The organism is Bordetella sp., assembly GCF_057362025.1.
In genome coordinates this window covers 237,366-259,964 of record NZ_JBMQQZ010000083.1, presented here as the reverse complement: position 1 = coordinate 259,964, position 22,599 = coordinate 237,366, and the positions used below count along the sequence as shown (strand labels likewise).

Genomic DNA, 22,599 nt, shown 5'->3' with positions numbered 1-22,599 from the left:
GCCAGTGGCATGGGACGCGAAAGAGGGATATGCCGTGGGTTCTAGGGTCACTCTTCTCATGGATGTACGGCCGAAGTTGATCTGGCCGCTTTCGTAACTACGGGCACGCATATGTTCACGCCGGTGGCGGGGCGGCGGATGCCCGAAGGCGTCGGCGCCACCCCGCGAGCCTCTCTTCCGCCGGCGCGGGGGCCCTGGATCAACCCGCGATATCCACGCACAGATACTTCAATTCCACATATTCATCCAGCCCGTGGCGCGAGCCTTCGCGGCCCAGGCCGGATTGCTTGACGCCGCCGAACGGCCCCACCTCGTTGGAGATCAGGCCGGTGTTGATACCGACGATGCCGTACTCCAGGCCTTCCGACACCCGCCACACGCGGGCGTTGTCGCGGGTATAGAAGTAGGCCGCCAGACCGAAGATGGTGTCGTTGGCCAGTTTCAGGGCTTCCTCTTCCGTGTCGAATTTGAACAGCGGCGCCACCGGACCGAAGGTTTCCTCCCGTGCAAACAGCATGGACTGCGTGACATCCCGCACGACCGTCGGTTGGAAGAAGGTGCCGCCCAGCGCATGGGTCGTTCCGCCGACCACCACTTTTGCGCCCGCGCGCGTGGCATCCTCGATATGTTCGCGAACTTTCTTGACGGCGTTTTCGTCGATCAGCGGCCCTTGCGTGACTCCCTGTTCGAAGCCGTCGCCCACTTTCATCGCGGTCACTTTTTCGGACAGGCGTTGGGCGATCTTGTCGTAGATGCCCGACTGCACGTAGATGCGGTTGGCGCAGACGCAGGTCTGGCCGGCGTTGCGGAATTTGGATGCGAGGATGCCATCGACCGCCTTTTCGGGGTCCGCATCGTCGAACACGATGAACGGCGCGTTGCCGCCCAGCTCGAGCGATAGTTTTTTGATCGTGGGCGCGCACTGGGCCATCAGTTTGCGGCCGACTTCGGTCGAGCCGGTGAAGCTGAGCTTGCGCACGGTCTCGCTTTCGCACAAGGCAGCGCCGATATCGCTGGAGCTGCCTGTGATGACGTGCATGACGCCGGCCGGCACGCCGGCTTCTTCGGCCAGGACGGCCAGGGCCAGGGCCGTCAGGGGCGTCTGCTGGGCGGGTTTGACGATCATCGTGCAGCCCGCGGCCAGCGCCGGGCCCAGCTTGCGCGTGATCATGGCGGCCGGAAAATTCCACGGCGTGATGGCGGCCGTGACGCCCACCGGCTGCTTCAGCACCATCATGCGCTGGCCGGCCTTGGGGCTTTGCAGCACTTCGCCGTCCATGCGCTTGGCTTCCTCCGCGAACCATTCCAGGAAGGAAGCGGCGTAGCCAATCTCGCCGGCGGCTTCCGTGACGGGCTTGCCCTGTTCCGCGGTCATGATGGCGGCGAGGTCCTTCTGGTGTTGCATCATCAGTTGGGCCCAGCGCTGCAGGACGACGGCCCGTTCCTTGGCGGGCCGGGCCGACCAGGCGGGCAGGGCGGCGGCGGCGCGTTCGATGGCATGCTCGGTCTCGGCGCGGCCGAGCCGGGGAACCGAGACGATGATCTCGCCGGTGGACGGATTGTTCACGGGGATGGTGGGCCCCTTGCCGGCGCCATGCCATTTGCCGTCGATGTAGCAGGCATCGCGAAGCAGGTCGGGTCGTTCCAGTCGTTGGGTCAGGGAGGTCACTGCATTCTCCTGAAGAAGGCGGCGGCGCCTGGGCGCGGTGCACCGTCGCGTAGCGGTTAGGGTCTTGCGCAGGCCGTGGGTGATCAGTCCTATGGTAAGCCCAGTGCGAGCCCGGCCCCGGTTTCATCTTGCATCGGAATTTTTTGTATGCAAAGATATGCATAAGACCGAAAAAGGGGCGGCCCGATCGCTCCGCGTCCTTCCATGGAGACACCCAACGTGTTCAAACCCCGGTTTCTTTCTCTGCGCCGATGGCTCCTCGCCGTCGCGGCGCTGTTGCCGGCGCTGGCCGGCGCACAGGGTTTCCCGGACAAGCCGATCCGCCTGATCGTGCCGTTCGCGCCCGGGGGCGGTACCGACAGCATCGCGCGCGACATGGCGCGTACGCTGGGTGAGAAACTGGGGCAGGCCATCGTGGTGGAAAACCGCGGCGGGGGCGGCGGCTCGATCGGCGCCAACGTGGTGGCGCATGCCGCCCCGGACGGCTACACGCTGCTATTCGCCACGTCCACCTTCGTGACCAATGCCGCGGCGGAAGGCACGACGCTCTATGACGTGGAGACATCCTTCCAACCCATCGCCTTGATCGGCCGCGGCCCGCTGCTGGTGGTGGCCAACAAGGATGTTCCCGTGGACAGCATCGCGCAGCTGCGCGATCTGGCGCTGAAGAAGCCCAACACCATCAACTTCTGCTCCGCCGGCAACGGCAGTATCAACCATATGTCCGGCGAACTGTTCAAGCAACGGGCCGGGGTGCAGATGACCCACGTGCCGTACAAGGGCAGCGGGCCGGCCACGCTGGATCTGCTGGCCGGACGCGTGCAGGTGTTCTTCGCCACCGTGCCGACCATCCTGCCGCAGGTGAAGGACCATCGCGTGACGCTGCTGGCCGTCACCAGCAAGACACGGTCGCCCCTGTTCCCGGATACGCCCACCATGGCGGAGGCGGGCGTCGCGGACTTCGACGTCAGCACCTGGTGGGGCGTGCTCGCCCCCGCCGGCACGCCGGCGGACGTAGTGAACAAGCTGAACACCGCCGTAAACGACGCCGCGGCGGCCACCCTGGTCCATCAACGCCTGACCGATGAAGGCGCGCAATCGTTCAAGGGCACGCCGGCCGACTTCGCCGGCGTGCTGCGTAGCGAACTGGCGCTGTGGAAGGGCGTGGTCAAGCAATCGGGCATGAAGCTGGATTGAGCATCGCGCTCGCTTTCGCGGCATCGCGCCCGTCTCCAATCGAGGAAAACATATGAAAATCGTAGTCCTGCCCGGCGACGGGATCGGTCCTGAAACCATGGCGGTGGCTGTGGACGTGCTGCAAGCCGTCGACCGCCGCTTCAAGCTGGGCCTGCAGCTGGATTTCGACATCGCCGGCCACGAAAGCCTGACGCGCCACGGTGCCACCGTCACGCCGGCGCTGCTCGAGAAGGTGCGGGCGGCCGACGGCCTGATGCTGGGCCCGATGTCCACCTACGACTTCAAGGACGAAGCCAAGGGCGAAATCAATCCGTCGATGTACTTCCGCAAGAAGCTGGATCTGTATGCCAACATTCGGCCGGCACGTACCTACAAGGGCGTTCCGGTGCGGCTGGGCGAGTTCGACCTGGTGGTGGTGCGTGAGAACACCGAAGGCTTCTACGCCGACCGCAACATCGAATCGGGCGGCAGCGAAATGCTGATCACGCCGGACGTGGTCGTGTCGCTGCGGCGGATCACGCGGTTGTGCTGCGAGCGCATCGCGCGTTCCGCCTTCGAACTGGCGATGACGCGCAAGAAACACGTCACCATCGTGCACAAGGCCAACGTCCTGAAGATCGGCGACGGCATGTTCATCGAGGAATGCCATAAGGTGGGCAAGGAATTCCCGGAAGTTCGGGTCGACGACGTGATCGTGGACGCGATGATGGCCCATGTGGTGCGCGCGCCGGATCGCTACGACGTGGTGGTCACGACGAATATGTTCGGCGACATCCTGTCGGACCTGACGGCGGAAATGTCGGGCAGCCTGGGTTTGGGCGGTTCGCTGAACGCCGGCCGCGATCATGCGATGGGACAGGCCGCGCACGGCTCCGCGCCCGACATCGCGGGACAGAACATCGCCAACCCGGCCTCGCAGGTGCTATCGGCCGCCATGCTGCTGAACTGGTACGGGCAGCGCAAGGGCACGCAGGCCTTCACGGACGCCGCTGCCGCGATCGAAGGCGCGCTGGCGGAGGCCGGGGCGGCACGCGAGTGCACCCAGGACGTGGGCGGCACGCTGGGCACCCGCGAGACGGGCGCCGCGTGGGTCAAGCGCCTGGGGTGATCGGCCGTCGCCGCCGGGGCGATTGTTATAGATGAATACGCTTCATCGATGTGTGGACGCGGCTCGCGATTGACCTCGCGCCGCCAGCTGACTAGACTGCAACGGCCGCGCCGCGCGGGCGCCATCCCGCGCCGGCGCGCGTGGCGGGCCGCCACGGCCCTGCAATCAACGCGTATACGAGACATCATCATGAGCGAAACAACGAAACAGCGCCTGCGCCGCCGGGTGGAGCAGCGCAACGGCCTGCTCGTTCCCGGAGCCTTCAATGCCATGAGCGCCCGGGTCGTGGCCGACCAGGGCTTCGAGGCGGTCTACCTGACCGGGGCCGGGCTGACCAATATGCACTACGGTGTGCCCGATCTGGGCATCATCGGCCTGCGCGACGTGGCCGATGCCACATCGCGCCTGCGTGAAGCGGTGGACCTGCCCATCATCGTCGACGGCGACACCGGTTTCGGCAATGCCGTCAACGTCTGGCACACCGTGCGCGCGCTGGAACACGCCGGCGCGGACGCCATCCAGCTGGAAGACCAGTTGTTTCCCAAGCGCTGCGGTCACTTTTCCGGGAAGGAAGTCGCGCCGCTGCCCGAGATGCTTTCAAAGATCCGCGCCGCGGCCGACGCGCGCCGGGATCCGGATTTCCTGATCATCGCGCGCACGGACTCGCGCGCGGTGCTGGGGTTCGACGCGGCGGTGGAACGCGCGCAGGCCTTCGCCGATGCCGGTGCGGACATCCTGTTCGTCGAAGCGACGGAAAGCCTGGACGAAGTGCGTGCCTTGCCCAAGCTGCTGAACAAGCCACAACTGATCAACATCGTGATCGGGGGTAAGACGCCCGCGCTGACGGCCGAAGAACTGGGTCAGATGGGCTACGGGATCATCCTGTACGCCAACGCCGCCTTGCAGAGCGCCGTGGCGGGCATGCAGCGCGCGCTGGGCATGCTCAAGCGCGATGGCCTGCTGAAGGAAGATCCCGCGCTGGTCGCGCCATTCCTCGAGCGCCAGCGGCTGGTTCAAAAGCCGCTGTATGACGAGCTGGAGAAGAAATACACGGACAAGTAGCCCGGCGCCACCGCGCGCCCGGGCCGGAAGGCGCCGTCCCGCAGGGACCGGCGCCTTTTTTCTTCATTGGCGCTTCCAATCTCCGCCCAGCGCCTTGACCAGGAACACGGACACCAACAACTGCTGGCCCTTCAACTGCGCGGCCTGCCGTTCCGTGTTCAGGACCGCCTGTTGCGCGGTGATCACGTCCAGGTAGGTCGTGGCGCCGCCGCTGTAGCGGTCGGCGGCCATGTCCAGGACCTTGCGGGCATCGGCCACCGCCTTCAGCGATTGGGCGCTGGCGCGGTCCAGCGCGGCCAGGCCGGTGATGCCATCCTCGACTTCCTGCATGGCGCCCAGCACGACGCGGCGGTAGTTGGCGACCGTGGCGTCGTAGCCGGCGCGTGCGAAGTTGACGTTGGCGCGGGTGCGCCCCGCATCGAAAACCGTTTGCACGGCCGACACGCCGATGGACCACAGCAGGCTGGGCGCATCCAGCAGGGCACCGATCTCGCGGCTGTCCGCGCCCACGCTGGGGTTGAGCATGATGCTGGGGTAAAAGGCGGCCGTCGCCACGCCGATCTGCGCATTGGCAGCTGCCATGGCGCGTTCGGCGGCGGCGATGTCGGGTCGGCGCTCCAGCAGGTCCGAGGGCAGGCCCAGGGGGATGGCCGGCGGCATCATGGCGGCGGTCAGGGGCCGCGGCGGCAACTCGAAGTTCGGGGCGGGCGTGCCGGTCAGCGAGGCGATGGCATGCTCGAACTGCGAGCGTTGTTTGGCCAGCACGTCGACTTGCGTCAGCGTGTTGTCCAGCAGTGCCTGCTGCTGGGCGACTTCCAGGCCGGAGGCCGCCCCCCCGTCGTAGCGTGCCGTGATCAACTCCAGGGCCCGGCGCTGCAAGGCCACGGAGCGGTTGACGACGTCGATCTCGGTGTCAAGCGCGCGCAGGTTGACGTAGTTGGCGGCCAGCTCGGCTGTCAGGACCAGCCGGGCATTGGCCAGGTCGGCCTCGGCCTGCTGCGCGGTGGCGGCCGTGGCCTGGACCGAGCGCGATACCCGGCCGAACAGGTCTACCTCGTAGCTGGCGTTGAAGGAAAAGGCGTAGTCGTTCTGGACGGTCGAGTACTGCGGCGACGCGTAGTTGGTCAAGGGGCGGTTGCCCGAGATCTTGAAGCGCGCCACCCGCGCGCCGGCGCTCAATTGCGGAAACAATCCGGACCGGCTGGCATCGGCATTCGAGCGCGCCTGGGTCAATCGCGCGGCGGCGATGGCCAGCGTGGGATTGGCGGCAAGCACCTGCGCCTGCAGGCCGTTCAGCGTGGGATCGTCGTAGCGCAGCCACCATTCGCCCTTGTCCAGGGCGTCGGCGGGGGCGGCCTGGCGCCAGGGCGCGTCCAGCTTCCACGTGACGGGAAGTTCCACCTGCGGTTTCCGGTAGTCCGGGCCCACCGCGCAGGCGGAAAGCAGCATGCAGGCCGCGAGCGGCAGGGCCCTGGCGCGATGCCTGCTCATTTGGCCTGCGCGACGTGTACCACGTCGCCCGTCGCCAGCGAGTCGGCGGGGTTGAGCACGATACGGTCGGTGGCTTGCACACCGTCGACGACTTCGATCCTCTGGCCGAAATTGCGGCCCAGCGTCACGCGGCGCAGGTCGATGCGTCCGTCGGGGCCCACCACGGCCACCATCGTGCCTTCGCGGCGAAACAGCAGCGTATTGGTGGGTACGGCCAGTGTGTCGCCGGCCGGCAGGTCCAGGGCCACCGACACGTAGGCGCCGGGCAGCAGGACACTATCGGGATTGCGCAGGCTGATCTCCACCTGCATGGTACGCGTGGAAAGGTCGATGGAGGCGGCGGTGCGGGCTATCGTTCCCGTGAATTTCTGTCCGCCCAGTTCGGCCTGCGTAACCGTGACGTGCTCGCCCGGCTTGACCTGCTGGGCATAGCGCTGCGGCACGTTGATGTACACCCGCAGCGGGTCGGTCTGGGACATCAGGAACAGCGGCCGCCCGCTGCCGGCGTCGATCAGGTCGCCGACGTCGACATTGCGGCGGGTGATGATGCCGGAAAAGGGCGCGACGATGCGCTTGAAGCCTTCCAGCTGACGCAGGCGCTGCTCGTTGGCCTGGGCCGCCGCGAGATTGGCGGAAGCCTGGGCCGCGCTGCCGCGCTTTTCTTCCAGGTCCTGTTGCGATACCACGTCCTTGCGGCGCAGGGCTTCCCACCGCGCCAGTGTGCTGTTGGCCAGGGTCAGGGCCGCCTTGGCCTGTTCGCGCGCCGCGATGGCCTGCGACAGTTGCTGATCGATTTCCGGCGTTTCGATTTCCGCGAGCAGGTCGCCTTTCTCCACGCGGCTGCCGATATCCCGGGTCCAGCGCTTCAGGTAACCGCTGGCCCGCGCGGAAAGCGGCGCCTGCACATAGCCCTGCAGCGTGCCGGGCAGGGCCAGCGATTGGCCGTTCTCCGGTGTGCTGGGCAGGGTGGTCTGGACATACTGCATCGCGCGTTCACGCGTACCGGTTTCCAGCTCGCTGGCATTGCGGATCCGGCTGACCACCGTGCGCGCCGCGCCCAGCGCCAGGAGAATCAGGACGATCAGCACCAGCAGACGCGTGCGGCGCACCGCCTGATCCCGTTTGAGCAACTCGCCCGATCCCGCCTCGTCCGGCGCCAGCGGGTGTATCCCCAATTGATTGTGTCGCTGCTCCGGCATGCTCAAATCTCCCGCCGCGCGGTGTCGGGCGCCAGCGGCGGCGTGGGGCCGGCGCCGGCGGGTCCGGCCTTGCGGCGTCCCAGTCGATGATGTACGCCGGCAAAGACCACCGGGACGAAGAAAAGCGTGGATACGGTGGCGAACAGCAGTCCGCCGATCACGGCGCGGCCCAGCGGCGCGTTCTGTTCGGCGCCTTCGCCCAGGCCCAGGGCCATGGGAATCATGCCGATGATCATGGCCAGCGCGGTCATCATCACCGGGCGCAGCCGCGTGGCGCCGGCCTCCAGCGCGGCCGACAGCACGGGCACGCCTTCCTCGCGGCGCTGCCGCGCGAACGACACCAGCAGGATGCTGTTGGCCGTGGCCACGCCCATGGTCATGATGGCGCCGGTCAGGGCGGGCACGCTCAGCGTCGTCCCGGTGATGAACAGCATCCATGCGATGCCGGCCAGCGCGGCGGGTAGGGCGGAAATGATGATGAAGGCGTCGATCCAGGATTGAAAGTTCACCACGATCAGCAGGTAGACCAGGACGATGGCCATCGCCAGGCCGACGCCCAGGCCGACGAAGGAATCCTGCATGGTCCGCACCTGTCCCAGGATCTGCACCTGGCTGCCGCGCGGCAGCTTGTGGCGGATCTCGTCGACCTGCCTGGAGACCTGCGAGGCGACGCTGGCCAGATCCTTGCCTTGCACGCCGACGTAGATATCGATGGCGGGCTGGATGTTGTAGCGCGACACCACCGCCGGCTGGCGCGCGGGACGGATGTCGACCAGATTGCCCAACAACTGCGTGTTGCCGCCGCCGGCTGCGCCGGGCGCACCCACGGGCAGGGCGAGTAACTGATCCATGCCGTCGATCTGGTATTGCGGCGCCTGCACCGCCACGTTGTAGACGATGCCATTGCGCGGGTTCAGCCAGAAGGCGGGAGCGGTCTGCGAGCTGCCCGACAGGGCGATCAGCACGCTTTGCCCGACGTTGGCCGCGCTCAGGCCGACCTGTTGCAGGCGTGTGCGGTCCATCACCATGTTCAGCGTGGGCAGGTCCAGCCGCTGGTGGACGTGGGCATCGACGGCGCCGGGAATGCCGCGTATCGAGCGGACCAGTTCGTGGGCCAGGTCGGCATTGGCCTGGACGTCGGCGCCGGTGAACTTGACGTTGATGGCCGCGGGCAAGCCGAAGTTCAGGATCTGCGTGACGATGTCGGCGGGCTGGAAGAAGAATTCCAGGCCGGGAAAGCGCTTGGGCAGTTCGGCGCGCAGCAGGGCGATGTAGTCTTCGGTGGGGGCATGGCCGTCGCGCAGGGACATCAGGATTTCGCCGTCCAGCGAGCCGAATGTACCGGCATTGCTATAGGACAGGTTGATGCCGCTGTTGGGGACGCCCAGATTGTCCAGGATGGTTTCCAGGTCCTTGGGCGGTATCAGTTCGCGGATATGGTTTTCGACTTCGTCGGCCAGGCGCGCGGTTTCTTCGATGCGGGTACCCGTGGGCATGCGGACGTGCAGGCGGATCTGGCCGGCGTCGACGGTGGGGAAGAAGTCGCGTCCCAGGAAGGGGTAAAGCAGGCACGACAGCAGGCAGAAACCCAGGAAGACCAAGGCGAATGCCTTGCGCCGCGCCAGTTGCGCCGACAGCACCAGCGTATAGGCGCGCCGCATGCGCTCGAAGCGCTGGTCGAAGGCACGGTATACGCGCTGCAAGGCGCTGGGCCGCGCGGCCGGGTCCGCGTGGCCCTGGTTGCGCATCAGCAGCATGACCAGCGTCGGCACCAGGGTTCGCGAAAGGATGTAGGAGGCCAGCATGGCGAACACCACGGCCTCGGCCAGTGGCACGAACAAAAAGCGCGCCACGCCGGAGAGGAAAAACATCGGCACGAAAACGATACAGATGCAGATCGTCGAGACGAAGGCCGCGACGCCGATTTCGTTGGCGCCGTCCAGGATGGCGGTGTCCAGCGGCTTGCCCAGATGCATGTGCCGCTCGACGTTCTCGATGGTGACGATGGCCTGGTCGACCAGGATTCCCACCGACAGCGCGAGGCCGCCCAGCGTCATCAGGTTCAGGGTTTCGCCCAGCGCCTTGAGCACCAAAATGGAGGTCAAAATGGACAGCGGAATCGTCAACGCGATGATCAGCGTGCTGCGCCAGTTGCCCAGGAACAGCAGCACCATGGCGGCCGTCAGCAGGGCGGCGATCAAGGCCTCGATGATGACGCCCTTGACGGCGGCTTTGACGAATACCGACTGGTCGAACAACGGCGTCAGTTTGATTTCCGGCGGCATCGTCGCCACCACGCTGGGCAGCAATGCGCGCAGGTCGGACACAATGTCCAGCGTGGAGGCGCCGCCGTTCTTCAGCACCGATAGCAGAACGCCGCGCACGCCGTCCTGGCGCACGATATTGGTCTGCGGGTTGTAGCCGTCGCGCACATAGGCGACGTCCCGTACATAGGTGGTGGCGCCGCCCGGTACCGCGCGCACCGGCAAGTTGTTCAGCCCGGCGATGGTTTCCGGCGAGCTGTTCATCCGCACGTTGTATTCGGTTTCGCCGAACTTGGCCGTGCCCGATGGCAGGATCAGGTTCTGGGCATTAATGGCGTTGACCACATCGGACGGCGACAGGCCGCGCGCCTGCAGCGCCTGCAGGTCCAGGTCGACCGAAATCACACGGTTCTTCCCGCCGTAGGGAAAGGGCACGGCCACGCCGGGTATCGTGATCAGGCGCGGCCGCAGGGTGTTCAGCGCGGTGTCGAACAACGCCTGTTCCGGCATCGTGGGGCTGGACAGGCCCAACTGTATCACCGGGATGCTCGACGCCGAATACTTGATCACCAGAGGCGGCGTGATGCCGGGCGGCAACTGGCGCACCTGGGTCTGCTCGGCGGCCACGACCTGGGCGATGGCGGTCTGGATGTTCGCCGTCGGCTGGAAAAAGATCTTGATGACCGTAATGCCGGCCAGCGAGGTCGATTCGATGTGCTCGATATCGCTTACCGTGGTGGTCAGGCTGCGTTCGTTCTGCGCGGCGATGCGCTGGCCCATTTCCTGGGCCGACAGGCCGTTGTAGTTCCAGATGATGCTGATGACCGGGATGTTGATTTCCGGGAAGACGTCCGTGGCCATGCGCATCAGCACGAAAGGCGTGGCCAGGATGATCAGCAGCGCCATTACGATGAACGTGTAGGGGCGCCGCAACGCCAATTGCACTACCGACACGGCAGGCCCCCGGACGTAAGCGGATCAGACAACGGCAGCAGCATGATGCGGGCACCCCGGCGGGGCGTCGGTGGACGGGGCGCGCGCGAGCCAACCGGCCGCCCGCGAGCGGCCGCGTCTTGGCGAGTGGAGGAACCGCGGCGAGCCTGAACAGACTACGAAAAGTAACAGGTATTCTTAGGCATACCGCAGCAAAGTGCAAGACGGGCGAACAGGGGGTTTGCCCTGATGTACTCCCGGATGTCCATCATCTGGACGAACGCCGGCGTGTCCGCCGCGGGGTAGGGCACCATTGCGGGCCGTGACCGTCCTCATCCGCTGGCGTGTCGCGCCGCAAATCGCGCCCGTCCGGGCGCTGGGTTAAGCTCTCGCCTCGCCGTATTTGAACCGTTGCTTACAGACACCGCCTACATCGACCATGCCTTTGCCGCCTCGATCCTTCGTCGCCACTATTGAAGACCTGCGCAAAATCGCCCAGAAGCGGGTACCGCGGATGTTCTATGACTATGCGGACTCCGGCTCATGGACTGAATCGACCTACCGCGCCAACGAGATCGACCTGCAGAAGATCCGCTTTCGCCAGCGGGTGGCGCGCAATATGGATAACCGCACCATCGCCACGACGATGGCGGGCATTCCCACCGCCATGCCGGTGGCGCTCGCGCCTACCGGCTTGACCGGCATGCAGCACGCGGACGGCGAGATCCTGGCGGCGCAGGCGGCCGAAGCTTTCGGCGTGCCGTTTACCTTGTCCACCATGAGTATTTGCTCGATCGAGGATGTGGCGGAAAACACCACGAAGCCATTCTGGTTCCAGCTTTACATGATGCGCGACCGCGATTTCATCGAGCGGCTGATCGACCGCGCGAAGGCCGCGAATTGTTCCGCCCTGATGTTGACGCTGGATTTGCAGATCCTCGGCCAGCGGCACAAGGATCTGCGCAATGGCCTGACGGCGCCGCCGCGTCTGACGCTGCGCAATATCCTGAACATGGCCGGCAAGCCGGCCTGGTGCTACCACATGCTGCGCACCCCGCGGCGTACCTTCCGCAATATCGTCGGCCATGCCAAGGGCGTGGGCGATATGTCGTCGCTGTCGTCCTGGACGGCCGAGCAGTTCGATCCGCGGCTGAATTGGGGCGATGTCGAATGGATCAAGCGGAAGTGGGGCGGCAAGCTCATCATCAAGGGCATCCTGGACCCGGATGATGCGAGACTGGCCGTCGACACCGGCGCCGACGCGTTGATCGTGAGCAACCACGGCGGGCGCCAGCTGGACGGTGCCATGTCGGCGATCAGCATGCTGCCTTCCATCGTGGATGCGGTGGGCGGCAGGACCGAGGTGTGGATGGACAGCGGCATACGTTCCGGCCAGGACATCCTGCGCGCCGTGGCGCTGGGCGCGCGCGGCACCCTGATCGGACGGTCCTTCCTGTACGGCCTCGGGGCGGGCGGGCGCGAAGGGGTAACCAAGGCACTGCAGATCCTGGCCAACGAGCTGGACGTCACGATGGCCCTGTGCGGCCATCGGGATATCCAGGATATCGGCCGCGACATCCTGATGCCGGGCACTTTCCCGGGCGCGTGAGGACTCCCGCAGTCTAAAGATGAGACTGCAGGATGACGTCGTAGAGGCGCTGCGCGGCCGCCGACAGGGCGCGACCGCGGCGCCGTATCAATCCGAGCGTGCGTGAAATCGGCGGATCCACCAGCGGCACGCTGACCAGCGTCGCGTGTCCCAGCTGCGGCATGCCCAGCTTGGGCACGACTCCCACTCCCACCCCCGCTTCCACCAGGCTGACCAGCGCGGGCACGTGCTGGACTTCGCAGAACCATCGGGGCAGCGCGGCGGTATTGGCCAGCGCCTGGTCGATCAGCATGCGGTTGCCGCTGCCTTGCGCGACGGCAATGTAGTCATGGTCGGCCAGCTCTGCCCAGCGCACCTTGCGCTTGCGCGCCAGCGGATGTTCCCGGGAGCAGGCCAGCACGAAGGGGTCTTCGATCAGCGGTTCGAATTCCACGTCCGGCTCCTGCGTGCCGATGTAGGTCAGGCCGAAATCGGCTTCGCTGCGCGCCACGGTGGTCAGGATTTCAGCGGAGGTTTCGTCGCGGATGCGCAGACGAATGCGCGGATACTCGTCGTGATAGGCCTTGATCACGCGCGGCAGGAAAAATGCCACCGCCGATGGGACGCAGGCGATCGTGACTTCGCCGGACATGCGGTCGGCCAGGTCCCGCGTGCCCAGCAAGGCGCTTTCCAGTTCGTTCAGGACATGCCGGGCCTTGTGGACGAAGCCGCGGCCCGCGGTGGTCAATTCGAGGCGGCGGGTGGTGCGTTCGAACAGGCGCAGGCCCAGTGCGTTTTCAAGTTTCTCGATACGGCGGCTGAGCGCCGACTGTGAAATGCAGAGGATTTCCGCTGCGGCGCGGAAACTGCCATGGTCGCTCGCGGCGACGAAGGCACGCAGGTCTGCCAGGTCGAAATTCATCGTAAGAAAGCCCGGGTGTGTTGCGGCGCGTCAGATATGTCGGGGCCGGGGCATACATACCGGCGGCGCCGTGCTGATGCGTAAATCGCAAGAATCCTAACAATATTTGCACTTTACACGATTGTCGCTCCTCTGCATTCTTCGCGCATATTCAAAAAAAAAACGCCGGCCCTCATCCCGAGGGCGGCGGATAAGGAAGGAGCAAAAGCATGACGACGACCGGCGCCGCCGGTGCGCCACCCTTGACCCGCCATGTCGCGGAGTTCGTGGTGGGCACGCAGGAAAAGGACATCCCCCGGGAAGTCCAGCAATTGGGCAAGAAAGCCATCCTCGACGCGCTGGGCGTGGCACTGCCCGGCGCGGTCTCCCAGCCCGGACGCGTACTGGCCGCTTATCTGGCGGACCTGGGTTGCCGCGGCGAGGCCAGCGCGCTCGGTACCGCGCTGAAGCTATCGCCGCGTTTCGCCGCCCTGGCCAACGGCACGGCCATGCACGCCGACGACTACGACGATACGCTGCAGGCGGAAACCGGGCGCTTTCAGGGGGTGCACCCGACGGCCCCGGTGCTGTCCGCGGTGCTCGCCGCCGGCGAAGCGCGCGGCGCGTCGGGCCGCGACGTACTGCTCGCCTATCAGGTCGGCGTGGAAGTGGCCTGCCGACTGTTCGACGCGACGCACGTCGACCACATCCTGAACGGTTTTCACGCGACCGCCACCTGCGGCATGCTGGGTGCGGCGGCAGGCGTCGGGCGCCTTTACGGAATGGATGCCGACGGTATCGCGACCACCCTGGGCATCGCAGCCAGCCAGGCCGGCGGCCTGCAGGAAAACTTCGGCCAATCCGTCAAGCCGTTTCATGCGGGACGGTCGGCGGAGGTGGGCATTTTCGCCGCGGATCTGCAGCAGCGCGGCTTTACGGCATCTCCGATCATCCTGGAAGCCAGGCGCGGTTTCTTCCAGGCCCTGGGTGGCGGCTACGAGGCATCCCGTCTGATGGACAAGCTGGGCCGGCCATGGTCCTTCGTCGATCGCGGCATCTGGCTCAAGGCCTTCCCCACCGGCAGCCTGGGACATCCGGCCATGACCCAGATGCTGGAGCTGGTCAGGCACCACGATATCCGTCCCGGGGACGTCGTCCGCATCCGCGTGAAGACCAGCCAGAATATTCACCATACGCTGCTGCACCATCGTCCGACGACCGAGCTGCAGGCCAAGTTCAGCCTGGAGTTCTGCCTGGCCGCGCTGCTGCTGGAGCGCAAGTGCGGCTTGAACCAGTTCCATGACGAATACGTGATGCGGCCGGATGTGCAGGCCGCCATCGGCAAGGTCGAGTACACCGCTTTCACGCCCGAAGAGGCCAGGCGCGACAACCATACCATCGTCACCTCGCATGTGGAGATCGAGTTGAACGACGGTACGCGTTACGGCGGACGTGTCGACGCGGGCAAGGGCAACAAGGCCAATCCCATGTCGGAAGAGGAGGTCGCGGAAAAATTCCGTGAATGCGCGATGTTCGGCGGCTGGCCGGCCGACAAGGCGGAGCGCGCCATCGCGCTGGTCCGGCGGCTGGAGCAGGTGAAGGATGTGCGCGAAATCACGCGCGAACTGGCCGCGGAGACGGCTGCATAACACCCTGGCAGGTGAAGGAGACACATCATGAATTTCGCAATCCAGGCGAAAGGCGCGTTCGCGCGCCGTTCGCGTACCGGACTGGCGCGCGCGGCCATCGCCCTGCTGCTGGGTGGGCCGCTGGCCGCGGCGCCGGCGCACGCCGCCGACGATGCCAAATGGCCGGCCAGGCCGATCCGCCTGGTGCTGCCGTTTCCGCCCGGCGGGGGCACCGACACCCTGGCGCGCATTATGGCGCCCAAGCTGGGCGACGTGCTGGGCGAGCCCATCGTGGTCGACAATCGCGCCGGCGCCTCTGGCAATATCGCGACGGATATCGTGGCCAAGGCCGAACCGGACGGCTATACCGTGCTGATGGGATTCAATACGGCATTGACCATGAATCCGTCGCTGTTCAAGAACCTGCCCTTCGATGTGCAGCGCGATTTCAAGCCGGTCACCATGCTGGCATCCGCGCAGTATGTGCTGGTCGTCAATCCATCGCTGCCGGTGCATTCAGTGCAGGACCTGATCGCGCTGGCCAAGGCCAGGCCCGGCCAGTTGAATTATTCGTCCAGCGGCCCTGGCAGCCCCCTGCATCTGGCCGGCGAGCTGTTCAAGGCACGCACCGGTACGGATATCACCCACATTCCCTACAAGGGCGGCGGCCCGGCGACCATCGGCTTGCTGGGTGGACAAGCCCAGCTGATGTTCGGCAGTGTCTCGGCGGTCATGCCACACGTCAGGGAGGGCAAGCTGCGCGCGCTGGCGGTGACAGGATTGAAACGCTCGGACGTGGCGCCGGAGCTGCCCACCCTGGACCAGTCCGGCCTGCCGGGCTTTAACGTGACGTCCTGGTATGGCCTGCTGGTGCCCGCCCGTACGCCGGATGCGATCGTAGCCAGGTTGTCGGCCGCCGCGCAGAAGGTTATCCAGTTGCCCGAAATTCGCGATGCCATGGCCAAGCAAGGGTTGGAGCTAAGCATCGATACGCCCCAGGAGTTCGCGCGGACCATCAAGACCGAAACGGCCACCTGGTCGGAGCTGATCCGCAAGATGAACATCCACGCCGATTAGGCATGACCGCGATCGATAGCCGTATCCGCGGCGCGCGGTCGATCGCCGTATCCGCGGCGCGCGGTCGATCGCCGCTTATCCCTACGGGCCGGCGCCAGGCCGGCCTTTCAAGCGTTCCCATACAGCCATACAGGATTCCGATCGATGAAGAACAATGATGTTTCCCCGGTCATGCAGAAGCTGAGCCGGTACGTATCGGCCGCGGCGTCGCGCAAGATACCCGCGAAGGTGGCCGACCGGGCCAGGCTGCATCTTGTCGATACCTTTGCCGCCATGATTTCCGGATCGCGGCTGCTGCCGGGCAAAAAGGCAATCGACTACGTCAAGCCGTTGGGCGGCCGCGAGGAAGCCGGCGTGATCGGCACGCGCATCGTCACCACCGCGCAGAACGCCGCATTGGCCAATGGCATGTTCGGGCACGCCGACGAGACCGACGATACGCATCCGCCGTCGCTGACGCACCCGGGCACCAGTGTGGTCCCTTCGGCTCTGGCGATCGCCGAGCGCGGCCGCATGAGCGGCGAGAAGCTGCTGCGCGCCGTGGTGCTCGGTTACGACGTCTGCGCCCGCATGCTGCTGACCCTCAAGCCCATGCCTTATCTGCGCTCCGGCCACCACGCCGGCGCCACCGGCCAGTTGTTCGGCGCGGCCGCCGCCGCGGGGGCCTTGCTGGAACTGAGCCCGCTGCAGGTTCGCTACATGCTGTCTTACGCCGGGCAGCAGACCGCGGGTTTATACACCATGTTCCGCGACCCCGAACACATCGAAAAAGCCTATGCCATGGGCGGCATGCCGGCTCATAACGGCCTGCAGGCGGCACTGATGGCGGCGGCGGGCTGGACCGGCGTGGAGGATATTTTCTCGGGCGAACGCGATTTCTTCCATACCTTTGCCCCGGAGGATTTCGACCGCGAGGACTTGTCGCGCGACCTGGGCAGAAACTACGAAATGCTGCGCGCGTCGATCAAGCGCTGGCCGATCGGAGGTCCCATCCAGGGTCCCATGCACGTTCTGAACGACCTGATGGCCGAGCATGGTTTCGGCGCCGACGACGTCGAAAAGGTCGTGGCGAACATACCGGATAAGGAGCTGGAAATCGTCAACAACCGTCCGATGCCGGATATATCGGTGCAGCATTTATTGGCGGTGATGCTGCTCGATCGCAAGCTGACCTTCAAGTCCGCGCATGATTTCGATAGGATGAAGGACCCGAGGGTGCTGAAAATGCGCGCCCGTGTGCAGGCGGTGGGCGATCCCTCGTTGACGGACGTGCAGCGCCGTTGGCGTTGCGTGATGCAGGTGCATCTGAAGGACGGCCGCGTACTGCACGGACAGACGATGGCCGCCAAGGGAAGCTTCGAAAACCCGCTGTCGCCGGCCGAGGAAAACGAGAAAGCCATGGACTTGCTGGCGCCCGTCCTGGGCAAGGGCCGCGCCGCCGAACTGCTCGATGCCTTGTGGAACATCGACAAGATGAAGGACGTGCGGGCGCTGCGCAAGCTCTACATGAAGTAGGCGTGCGACGAGGTTACGCCGGATGCACGCGATCCACGTGGCCCAGGTCGCGGCCGGGATCGATGTGGTCGCGTACCAGCTGCTTCAGCGTCTTGGCGTCCGGGAACCCGCCGCGCGCCTTGCGATCCCACAACAGGGCGCCGCCGCAATGGACCTGGAAAATGCCGCCGGTGCCGGGCAGCAGCGCCACTTCGCCCAGATCGGTGCCGAATGTGGAAAGCAGTTCCTGCGCCATCCACGCTGCACGCAGCAGCCATTGGCATTGCGTGCAATAGGTGATGGCAACGCGGGGAGGGGTGGACGATGTCATGTCGGGTCTCCGGCCGGCGGCTGCAAAGCCTGGATCAGCGCGCGCGCGTAGTTGGGCAAGGCCTCCAGCGTTCGCGCGCACAGCATCAACTGCCGGTCGGCCCAGGTTTCGTCGAGTATAAGCAGCCGCGCGCCGCCGTGCCCGCTCCAGCGGCGGGCGGCCGACTCCGGCATGATGCCCAGGCCGGTCCCCTGGATGACCAGTCGCGCCACGGCATCGAATCCCTGCACCCGGACGCGCGCCCGCAGCGACCGGCCGATACGCGCCGCCTGGTCGTCGAGGTAGACGCCGAGCGCCGTAAAGATGGGCAGACCCACATGGTCGTAATCCAGCGTTTCGCTATAGCGCACGCGCGCGCGGCGCGCCAACGCGTGGCCGCGCGAGGCCAGCAAAACCAGCCGGTCGCGCCGGAAGGGCGTGATGTACAGGCCGCTCAGGTCGACGGCATCCGAAACTATCCCTACATCCGCCGTGCCCTCGCGCAATTCCGGCAGGATGCGATGGCTGGGCTGTTCCTGCAGGTCGATGTCGATGTTGGGATGTGCGCGCAGAAACGTGCCCAGCGGCTCGGGCAGGTGTTCCGTGGCGGCCGCCGTGTTGCACAGCAGCCGTATGCGGCCTTTGAATCCGCTGGCGTAATCGCCCAGGTCCTCCTGCATCCGGTCCACGTGCCGCAGCAGGCTGCGCGCATGGTAGGCCAGGGCGTGTCCGGCCGCCGTAAGCTGCACGCCGCGCCTGCCCCGCGTCAGCAATGCGGTACCCAGCGAGGCCTCCAGGCCGCGCAGCCGGGCACTGGCCGACGCCAGCGCGAGATGGCTGCGCGCCGCGCCCGCCGTGATGCTGCCGCTGTCGGTCGTGTGCAGGAACAGCCGCAGGTCGGTAAGGTCAAAGTGCATGGAGGTTTCGTTTTTAACGAAGGCTGCCTCAGTGTAATCCCGCTTTTCCGGGCGGTGGGGCCGTAGCATGATGCCGGCCATGGATAGCTTGTTCGATTTCTACCGCGATGGCGGCGTTGCCCTGGTTCTGCTGGTCGTGGTCAGCTTCGGCTTGGCGGGTCTGGTCAAGGGCGTGATCGGGTTGGGACTGCCCACCGTATCGATCGCGCTGCTCAGTGTGGCTATGGCACCGCCACAGGCTGCGGCATTGCTCATTATTCCGTCCATGGTCACCAACCTTTGGCAGCTGGCGGCCGGAGGACGTTTCCTGTACCTGCTGCGCCGCTTGTGGACCATGCTGGCCGGCGTGGCCATCGGTACCTGGCTCGCGACCTTCTGGCTGGGGGGACGGGAACCTTCCTGGGCCGGCCATGCGCTGGGCGCGGCCCTGTTGATCTACGCTGCGGTCGGGTTGAGCGCCGTGCGGCTGAGCGTGCCCGCGCGCGCGCAAGGCTGGGCGGGACCGGTGGTAGGGGCCACCACCGGCGCAATCACGTCGGTGACCGGGGTATTCGTCATTCCAGCCGTGCCTTACCTGCAGGCGCTGGGCCTGGACCGCAACGAACTGGTGCAGGCGATGGGACTGGCCTTCACCGCTTCGACCATCGCGCTGGCTGGCGATTTGATCCATGGCGGCCAATTGGGCGGCCGAGAGGCCTGGGCTTCGCTGCTCGCGCTCGCGCCCGCCCTGGCGGGCATGACGGCCGGCCAATGGCTGCGTCACCGCGTCAGCCCGGTCGTGTTCCGCCGGTGTTTCTTCCTGGGCATCGGCACGCTTGGCCTGCATCTGCTATTGGCCGGTTGAAGGCATCTTCCGCCGGGCAACTGCGCTACATTCGATGAATGCCGCGGCGCGTGGCCGCATTCACGATGTATCGACGGAGGCCCATGGTGAAAGACGAACATGTGTTGCTGACGCCCAAGGAAATGGCGATGGCCGACCAGGCCGCGGTCTCGGCGGGACATCCGGGCATCGTCTTGATGGAAAACGCGGGCGCGGCGGTCGCGCGCGCCGTGCGGGATCGCTGGACCTTGCGTCCGGTGACGGTCCTCTGCGGTCCCGGGAACAACGGCGGAGACGGTTTCGTCGTAGCCCGCCATCTGGCGGCGGCCGGCTGGCCCGTCACGCTGGCCTTGCTGGGCCGCGTGGATGCCCTGCGCGGGGACGCCGCGCATCATGCGGGCTTGTGGCAGGGCGACGTGCTGCCCATGGCCCCTTCGGTGCTGGAGGGCGCGGGCCTGGTCATCGATGCGATATTCGGCGCGGGCCTCGCGCGTCCGGTGGAGGGCGCCGCGGCGGCCACGCTGCGTGCGGCCGCCGATCGCGGGCTGCCGGTATGCGCCATCGATACGCCCAGCGGCGTCGATGGGGGAACGGGCGAAGTGCGGGGCACCGCCATGCCCGCGGCCTGCACCGTCACCTTCTTCCGCAAGAAGCCGGGTCACCTGCTGTTGCCGGGACGCGCCCTGTGCGGCGAGCTAATAGTGGCCGATATCGGCATTCCGCGATCGGTGCTCGAGACCATGGCGACGCATACGTACGAGAACGCCCCGGCATGGTGGCTGCCGCGCTTTCCCTGGCCTTGCGTGGACGGTCATAAGTATGCGCGCGGCCATGCCGTCGTCGTGGGCGGTGAAGTCATGACCGGGGCGGCGCGCCTGTCCGCGCTGGCGGCCGCGCGCGTGGGCGCCGGGCTGGTGACGCTGGCCGCGCCACGCGCCGCATGGCCGGTCTATGCAGCCGCGCTGACCAGCGTGATGGTCCAGCCGATCGCGGACGACACGTCGTTTGCCGACCTGCTGTCGGATGCGCGCAAGAATGCCATCGCCATCGGGCCGGGGGCAGGCATATCCGACGCCACGCGCGCGCATGCGGTGGCCGCGCTGGCCACCCGCCGCGCGGTGGTGCTGGACGCAGATGCGCTGACCGCCTTCGCCGACAAATCGGCCACGCTGTTTCACGCCATACGCGGGCCTTGCGTGCTGACCCCGCACGAGGGCGAGTTCGGCCGCCTGTTCGATCGTGCCGGCGATAAACTGGGCCGCGCACGGCGCGCCGCCCAGCGCAGCGGCGCCGTGGTGCTGCTGAAAGGCGCGGATACCGTCATCGCGGCACCGGACGGCCGTGCCGCGATCAACGGAAACGCTCCGCCCGATCTGGCCACCGGCGGCAGCGGCGACGTGTTGACGGGGATGATCGCGGGGTTGCTGGCTCAAGGCATGGAGGCTTTCGACGCCGCCTGCGCGGCGGCCTGGATGCACGGGGCGGCCGCGGCCGCGCATGGCCCCGGATTGATTGCCGAGGACCTGCCTGGGCTGATACCGGGGGTATTGCGCGCCTTGAAAGACCGGGCGGCTAGCGGGCGGACCGTCGGGCTGCCCGCCTGAAAGCCCCTTCGTGGGGCGGAACCTCGCACACCGCAGAGCCGGCGAATTGCGGCTTGCGAATGACGGCGTGCAGAGCAGGGCTTATGGCGGGGCGTTGCCGCCCGCATACGCTTGCGGGGCCCCGGGACGCGTTGGCGGAGCCTGCGCGGCCTGCTGGCGCTGTTCCGCGCCGCTAGGCAGCGCGGCCACCATGGGCGCCCGCATCCATGCGGCAATGTCGCGCCAGACGGTCTCGGCCTGCAAATCCCTTAGCAGCATGTGGTAGCCGTCCTTGTAGACCGCTACCCGTGGGCGCGCATCGCCGGGCGCGTCTTCGATGCGCTTCAAGGTTTCCGCGACCACCTTGTCCGGCAGGACCTGCTCGTGCCGGCCGAACAGCACCAGCAGGGGGACGTTGCCCGGAATGGCGGGCAGGGCGGCTTCGGCGCTGCTCATCAGGTCGACCAGCCCCTTCAGCGCATCGATGCGCGTGCGCTTGATGACCAGCGGATCCGCGCCCAGCGCGCGCAGCATCTCGATATTGTCCGACGGCATGATTTTCAGGCCGCGCGGCGGTTCGACCTCCATGCCGGGCACGGTGTTGTAGCCGACCCAGAGCGTGAAGCGGTAGAAAGGGTTCATGACCTGTCTTCCCCACATGGCGGGCGCGGAGAGGACCGCCCCCGCCACGCGTCGCGACAAGGGCGCCTCCGACGCGGGCGGGGCGGCGGCCAGCGCGGAGGCGACGACCGCGCCGCCCATGCTTTCACCCAATACGTACACGGGCAGGCCAGGATGCGCGGCCGACACGGCGTCCACGGCGGCGTTCAGGTCGGCGATCATGGTCGCGGTGTCGGCCCAGATGCCCGGACGCGGACCGGCGCCGAATCCGCGCTGGTCGTAGGCATACGTCACAATGCCCAGGCTGGCCCAATAGCGTCCCGCGTTGTCGAACGCATTGGAATAGTCGTTCATCCCGTGCAGGGCGACGATGGCGGCCCACGGCGGCAACGGCGGTTGCCACGTGCGTAGCGGCAGGCGCGCGCCGTCTATCGAGACCAGCGTATTGCCCTCTATCGCGGGAACCGCCCGTGCCGGCCCCATGGGCTGGTAGGAGCTGGCGCAGGCCGTCAGCGCCAGGGCGCCCAGCACGGCCGCGCGCCGTAGCCAGGCGTGCGCCAGCAACTGGAGGCGGCGGGCCAGCGATTCAGGCATGCGAAGCATCGGCATTGGCGTGTACCCGTGAAGGCGCGCAGCGCGCCGTGTATCGATTCTAAAAGATGACGGGAAAAGTCGGCCCGCTATCCGCCGGTGCGGCGGTACCGGGCCCGGAATGGGCTGGCGCGGCCACGGGC

General features: G+C 66.6%; 17 protein-coding genes. 9 read left to right on the top strand and 8 right to left on the bottom strand.

All coding sequences use genetic code 11. The features are described 5' to 3' along the window. Positions 1 to 199: 199 nt before the first annotated feature. Positions 200 to 1,669: an NAD-dependent succinate-semialdehyde dehydrogenase gene (locus ACO1P8_RS18545; protein WP_486297359.1), complete on the bottom strand. Its 1,470-nt coding sequence runs from the start codon at positions 1,667 to 1,669 to the stop codon at positions 200 to 202. A 219-nt stretch (positions 1,670 to 1,888) separates the two neighbouring features. Between ACO1P8_RS18545 and ACO1P8_RS18540 the strand changes: the two genes are divergently transcribed. The 3 genes from ACO1P8_RS18540 (at position 1,889) to ACO1P8_RS18530 (ending at position 5,036) form a co-directional block, all read left to right on the top strand. Beyond that, complete coding sequence (locus ACO1P8_RS18540) at positions 1,889 to 2,866, top strand: tripartite tricarboxylate transporter substrate binding protein (protein WP_486297358.1); 978 nt, start codon at positions 1,889 to 1,891, stop codon at positions 2,864 to 2,866. Positions 2,867 to 2,918: 52 nt separating this feature from the next. Next, complete coding sequence (locus ACO1P8_RS18535; RefSeq protein WP_486297357.1) at positions 2,919 to 3,974, top strand: isocitrate/isopropylmalate dehydrogenase family protein; 1,056 nt, start codon at positions 2,919 to 2,921, stop codon at positions 3,972 to 3,974. Between the two features lie 189 nt (positions 3,975 to 4,163). Continuing rightward, positions 4,164 to 5,036: an isocitrate lyase/PEP mutase family protein gene (locus ACO1P8_RS18530; protein WP_486297356.1), complete on the top strand. Its 873-nt coding sequence runs from the start codon at positions 4,164 to 4,166 to the stop codon at positions 5,034 to 5,036. 63 nt (positions 5,037 to 5,099) lie between these two features. Here the strand turns inward: ACO1P8_RS18530 and ACO1P8_RS18525 are convergent, their stop codons facing one another. From ACO1P8_RS18525 to ACO1P8_RS18515, 3 genes are read right to left on the bottom strand one after another with little or no spacing between them, the layout of a single operon-like run. Next, a complete protein-coding gene (locus ACO1P8_RS18525) occupies positions 5,100 to 6,527 on the bottom strand; it encodes an efflux transporter outer membrane subunit (protein WP_486297355.1) in 1,428 nt (475 codons plus the stop codon). Beyond that, positions 6,524 to 7,726, bottom strand: coding sequence for an efflux RND transporter periplasmic adaptor subunit (locus ACO1P8_RS18520; protein WP_486297354.1), 1,203 nt, complete (start codon positions 7,724 to 7,726; stop codon positions 6,524 to 6,526). The genes ACO1P8_RS18525 and ACO1P8_RS18520 overlap by 4 nt, the downstream gene beginning before the upstream one ends. Positions 7,727 to 7,728: 2 nt before the next feature. Further along, positions 7,729 to 10,944, bottom strand: a complete 3,216-nt coding sequence (locus ACO1P8_RS18515; protein WP_486297353.1) for an efflux RND transporter permease subunit — start codon at positions 10,942 to 10,944, stop codon at positions 7,729 to 7,731. 418 nt (positions 10,945 to 11,362) lie between these two features. Here ACO1P8_RS18515 and ACO1P8_RS18510 point away from each other — a divergent pair, with 418 nt between their 5' ends. After that, positions 11,363 to 12,532 (top strand): alpha-hydroxy acid oxidase, encoded by a 1,170-nt coding sequence (locus tag ACO1P8_RS18510; RefSeq protein ID WP_486297352.1) that lies wholly within the window; start codon positions 11,363 to 11,365, stop codon positions 12,530 to 12,532. A 13-nt stretch (positions 12,533 to 12,545) separates the two neighbouring features. Here ACO1P8_RS18510 and ACO1P8_RS18505 read toward each other — a convergent pair whose 3' ends face one another. After that, positions 12,546 to 13,433 carry a LysR family transcriptional regulator gene (locus ACO1P8_RS18505; RefSeq protein ID WP_094841840.1) on the bottom strand — a complete coding sequence of 296 codons (888 nt, stop codon included), beginning with the start codon at positions 13,431 to 13,433 and terminating at the stop codon, positions 12,546 to 12,548. Between the two features lie 209 nt (positions 13,434 to 13,642). On the opposite strand from ACO1P8_RS18505, the gene ACO1P8_RS18500 reads away from it, so the two are divergent. From ACO1P8_RS18500 to ACO1P8_RS18490, 3 genes are all read left to right on the top strand, one after another. After that, a complete protein-coding gene (locus ACO1P8_RS18500; RefSeq protein WP_486297351.1) occupies positions 13,643 to 15,061 on the top strand; it encodes an MmgE/PrpD family protein in 1,419 nt (472 codons plus the stop codon). 27 nt (positions 15,062 to 15,088) lie between these two features. Continuing rightward, positions 15,089 to 16,117, top strand: coding sequence for a tripartite tricarboxylate transporter substrate binding protein (locus tag ACO1P8_RS18495; RefSeq protein ID WP_486297350.1), 1,029 nt, complete (start codon positions 15,089 to 15,091; stop codon positions 16,115 to 16,117). 144 nt (positions 16,118 to 16,261) lie between these two features. Beyond that, entirely contained in the window at positions 16,262 to 17,632 is a 1,371-nt protein-coding gene (locus ACO1P8_RS18490; RefSeq protein WP_486297349.1) for an MmgE/PrpD family protein, read from the top strand. 13 nt (positions 17,633 to 17,645) lie between these two features. Here ACO1P8_RS18490 and ACO1P8_RS18485 read toward each other — a convergent pair whose 3' ends face one another. Beyond that, positions 17,646 to 17,942, bottom strand: coding sequence for an Rdx family protein (locus tag ACO1P8_RS18485; protein WP_486297348.1), 297 nt, complete (start codon positions 17,940 to 17,942; stop codon positions 17,646 to 17,648). Continuing rightward, positions 17,939 to 18,838: a LysR family transcriptional regulator gene (locus ACO1P8_RS18480; RefSeq protein WP_486297347.1), complete on the bottom strand. Its 900-nt coding sequence runs from the start codon at positions 18,836 to 18,838 to the stop codon at positions 17,939 to 17,941. The genes ACO1P8_RS18485 and ACO1P8_RS18480 overlap by 4 nt, the downstream gene beginning before the upstream one ends. Before the next feature lie 79 nt (positions 18,839 to 18,917). Here ACO1P8_RS18480 and ACO1P8_RS18475 point away from each other — a divergent pair, with 79 nt between their 5' ends. Together ACO1P8_RS18475 and ACO1P8_RS18470 are read left to right on the top strand one after the other, a co-directional pair. Continuing rightward, positions 18,918 to 19,682 (top strand): sulfite exporter TauE/SafE family protein, encoded by a 765-nt coding sequence (locus ACO1P8_RS18475; RefSeq protein ID WP_486297346.1) that lies wholly within the window; start codon positions 18,918 to 18,920, stop codon positions 19,680 to 19,682. Positions 19,683 to 19,765: 83 nt separating this feature from the next. Then, positions 19,766 to 21,265 (top strand): NAD(P)H-hydrate dehydratase, encoded by a 1,500-nt coding sequence (locus tag ACO1P8_RS18470; RefSeq protein WP_486297345.1) that lies wholly within the window; start codon positions 19,766 to 19,768, stop codon positions 21,263 to 21,265. Between the two features lie 81 nt (positions 21,266 to 21,346). On the opposite strand, the gene ACO1P8_RS18465 is transcribed toward ACO1P8_RS18470, so the two are convergent. Next, the gene (locus ACO1P8_RS18465; RefSeq protein WP_486297344.1) at positions 21,347 to 22,459 is read right to left on the bottom strand and encodes an alpha/beta fold hydrolase; all 1,113 of its coding nucleotides are present in this window, start codon (positions 22,457 to 22,459) and stop codon (positions 21,347 to 21,349) included. Between the last annotated feature and the right edge of the window lie 140 nt (positions 22,460 to 22,599).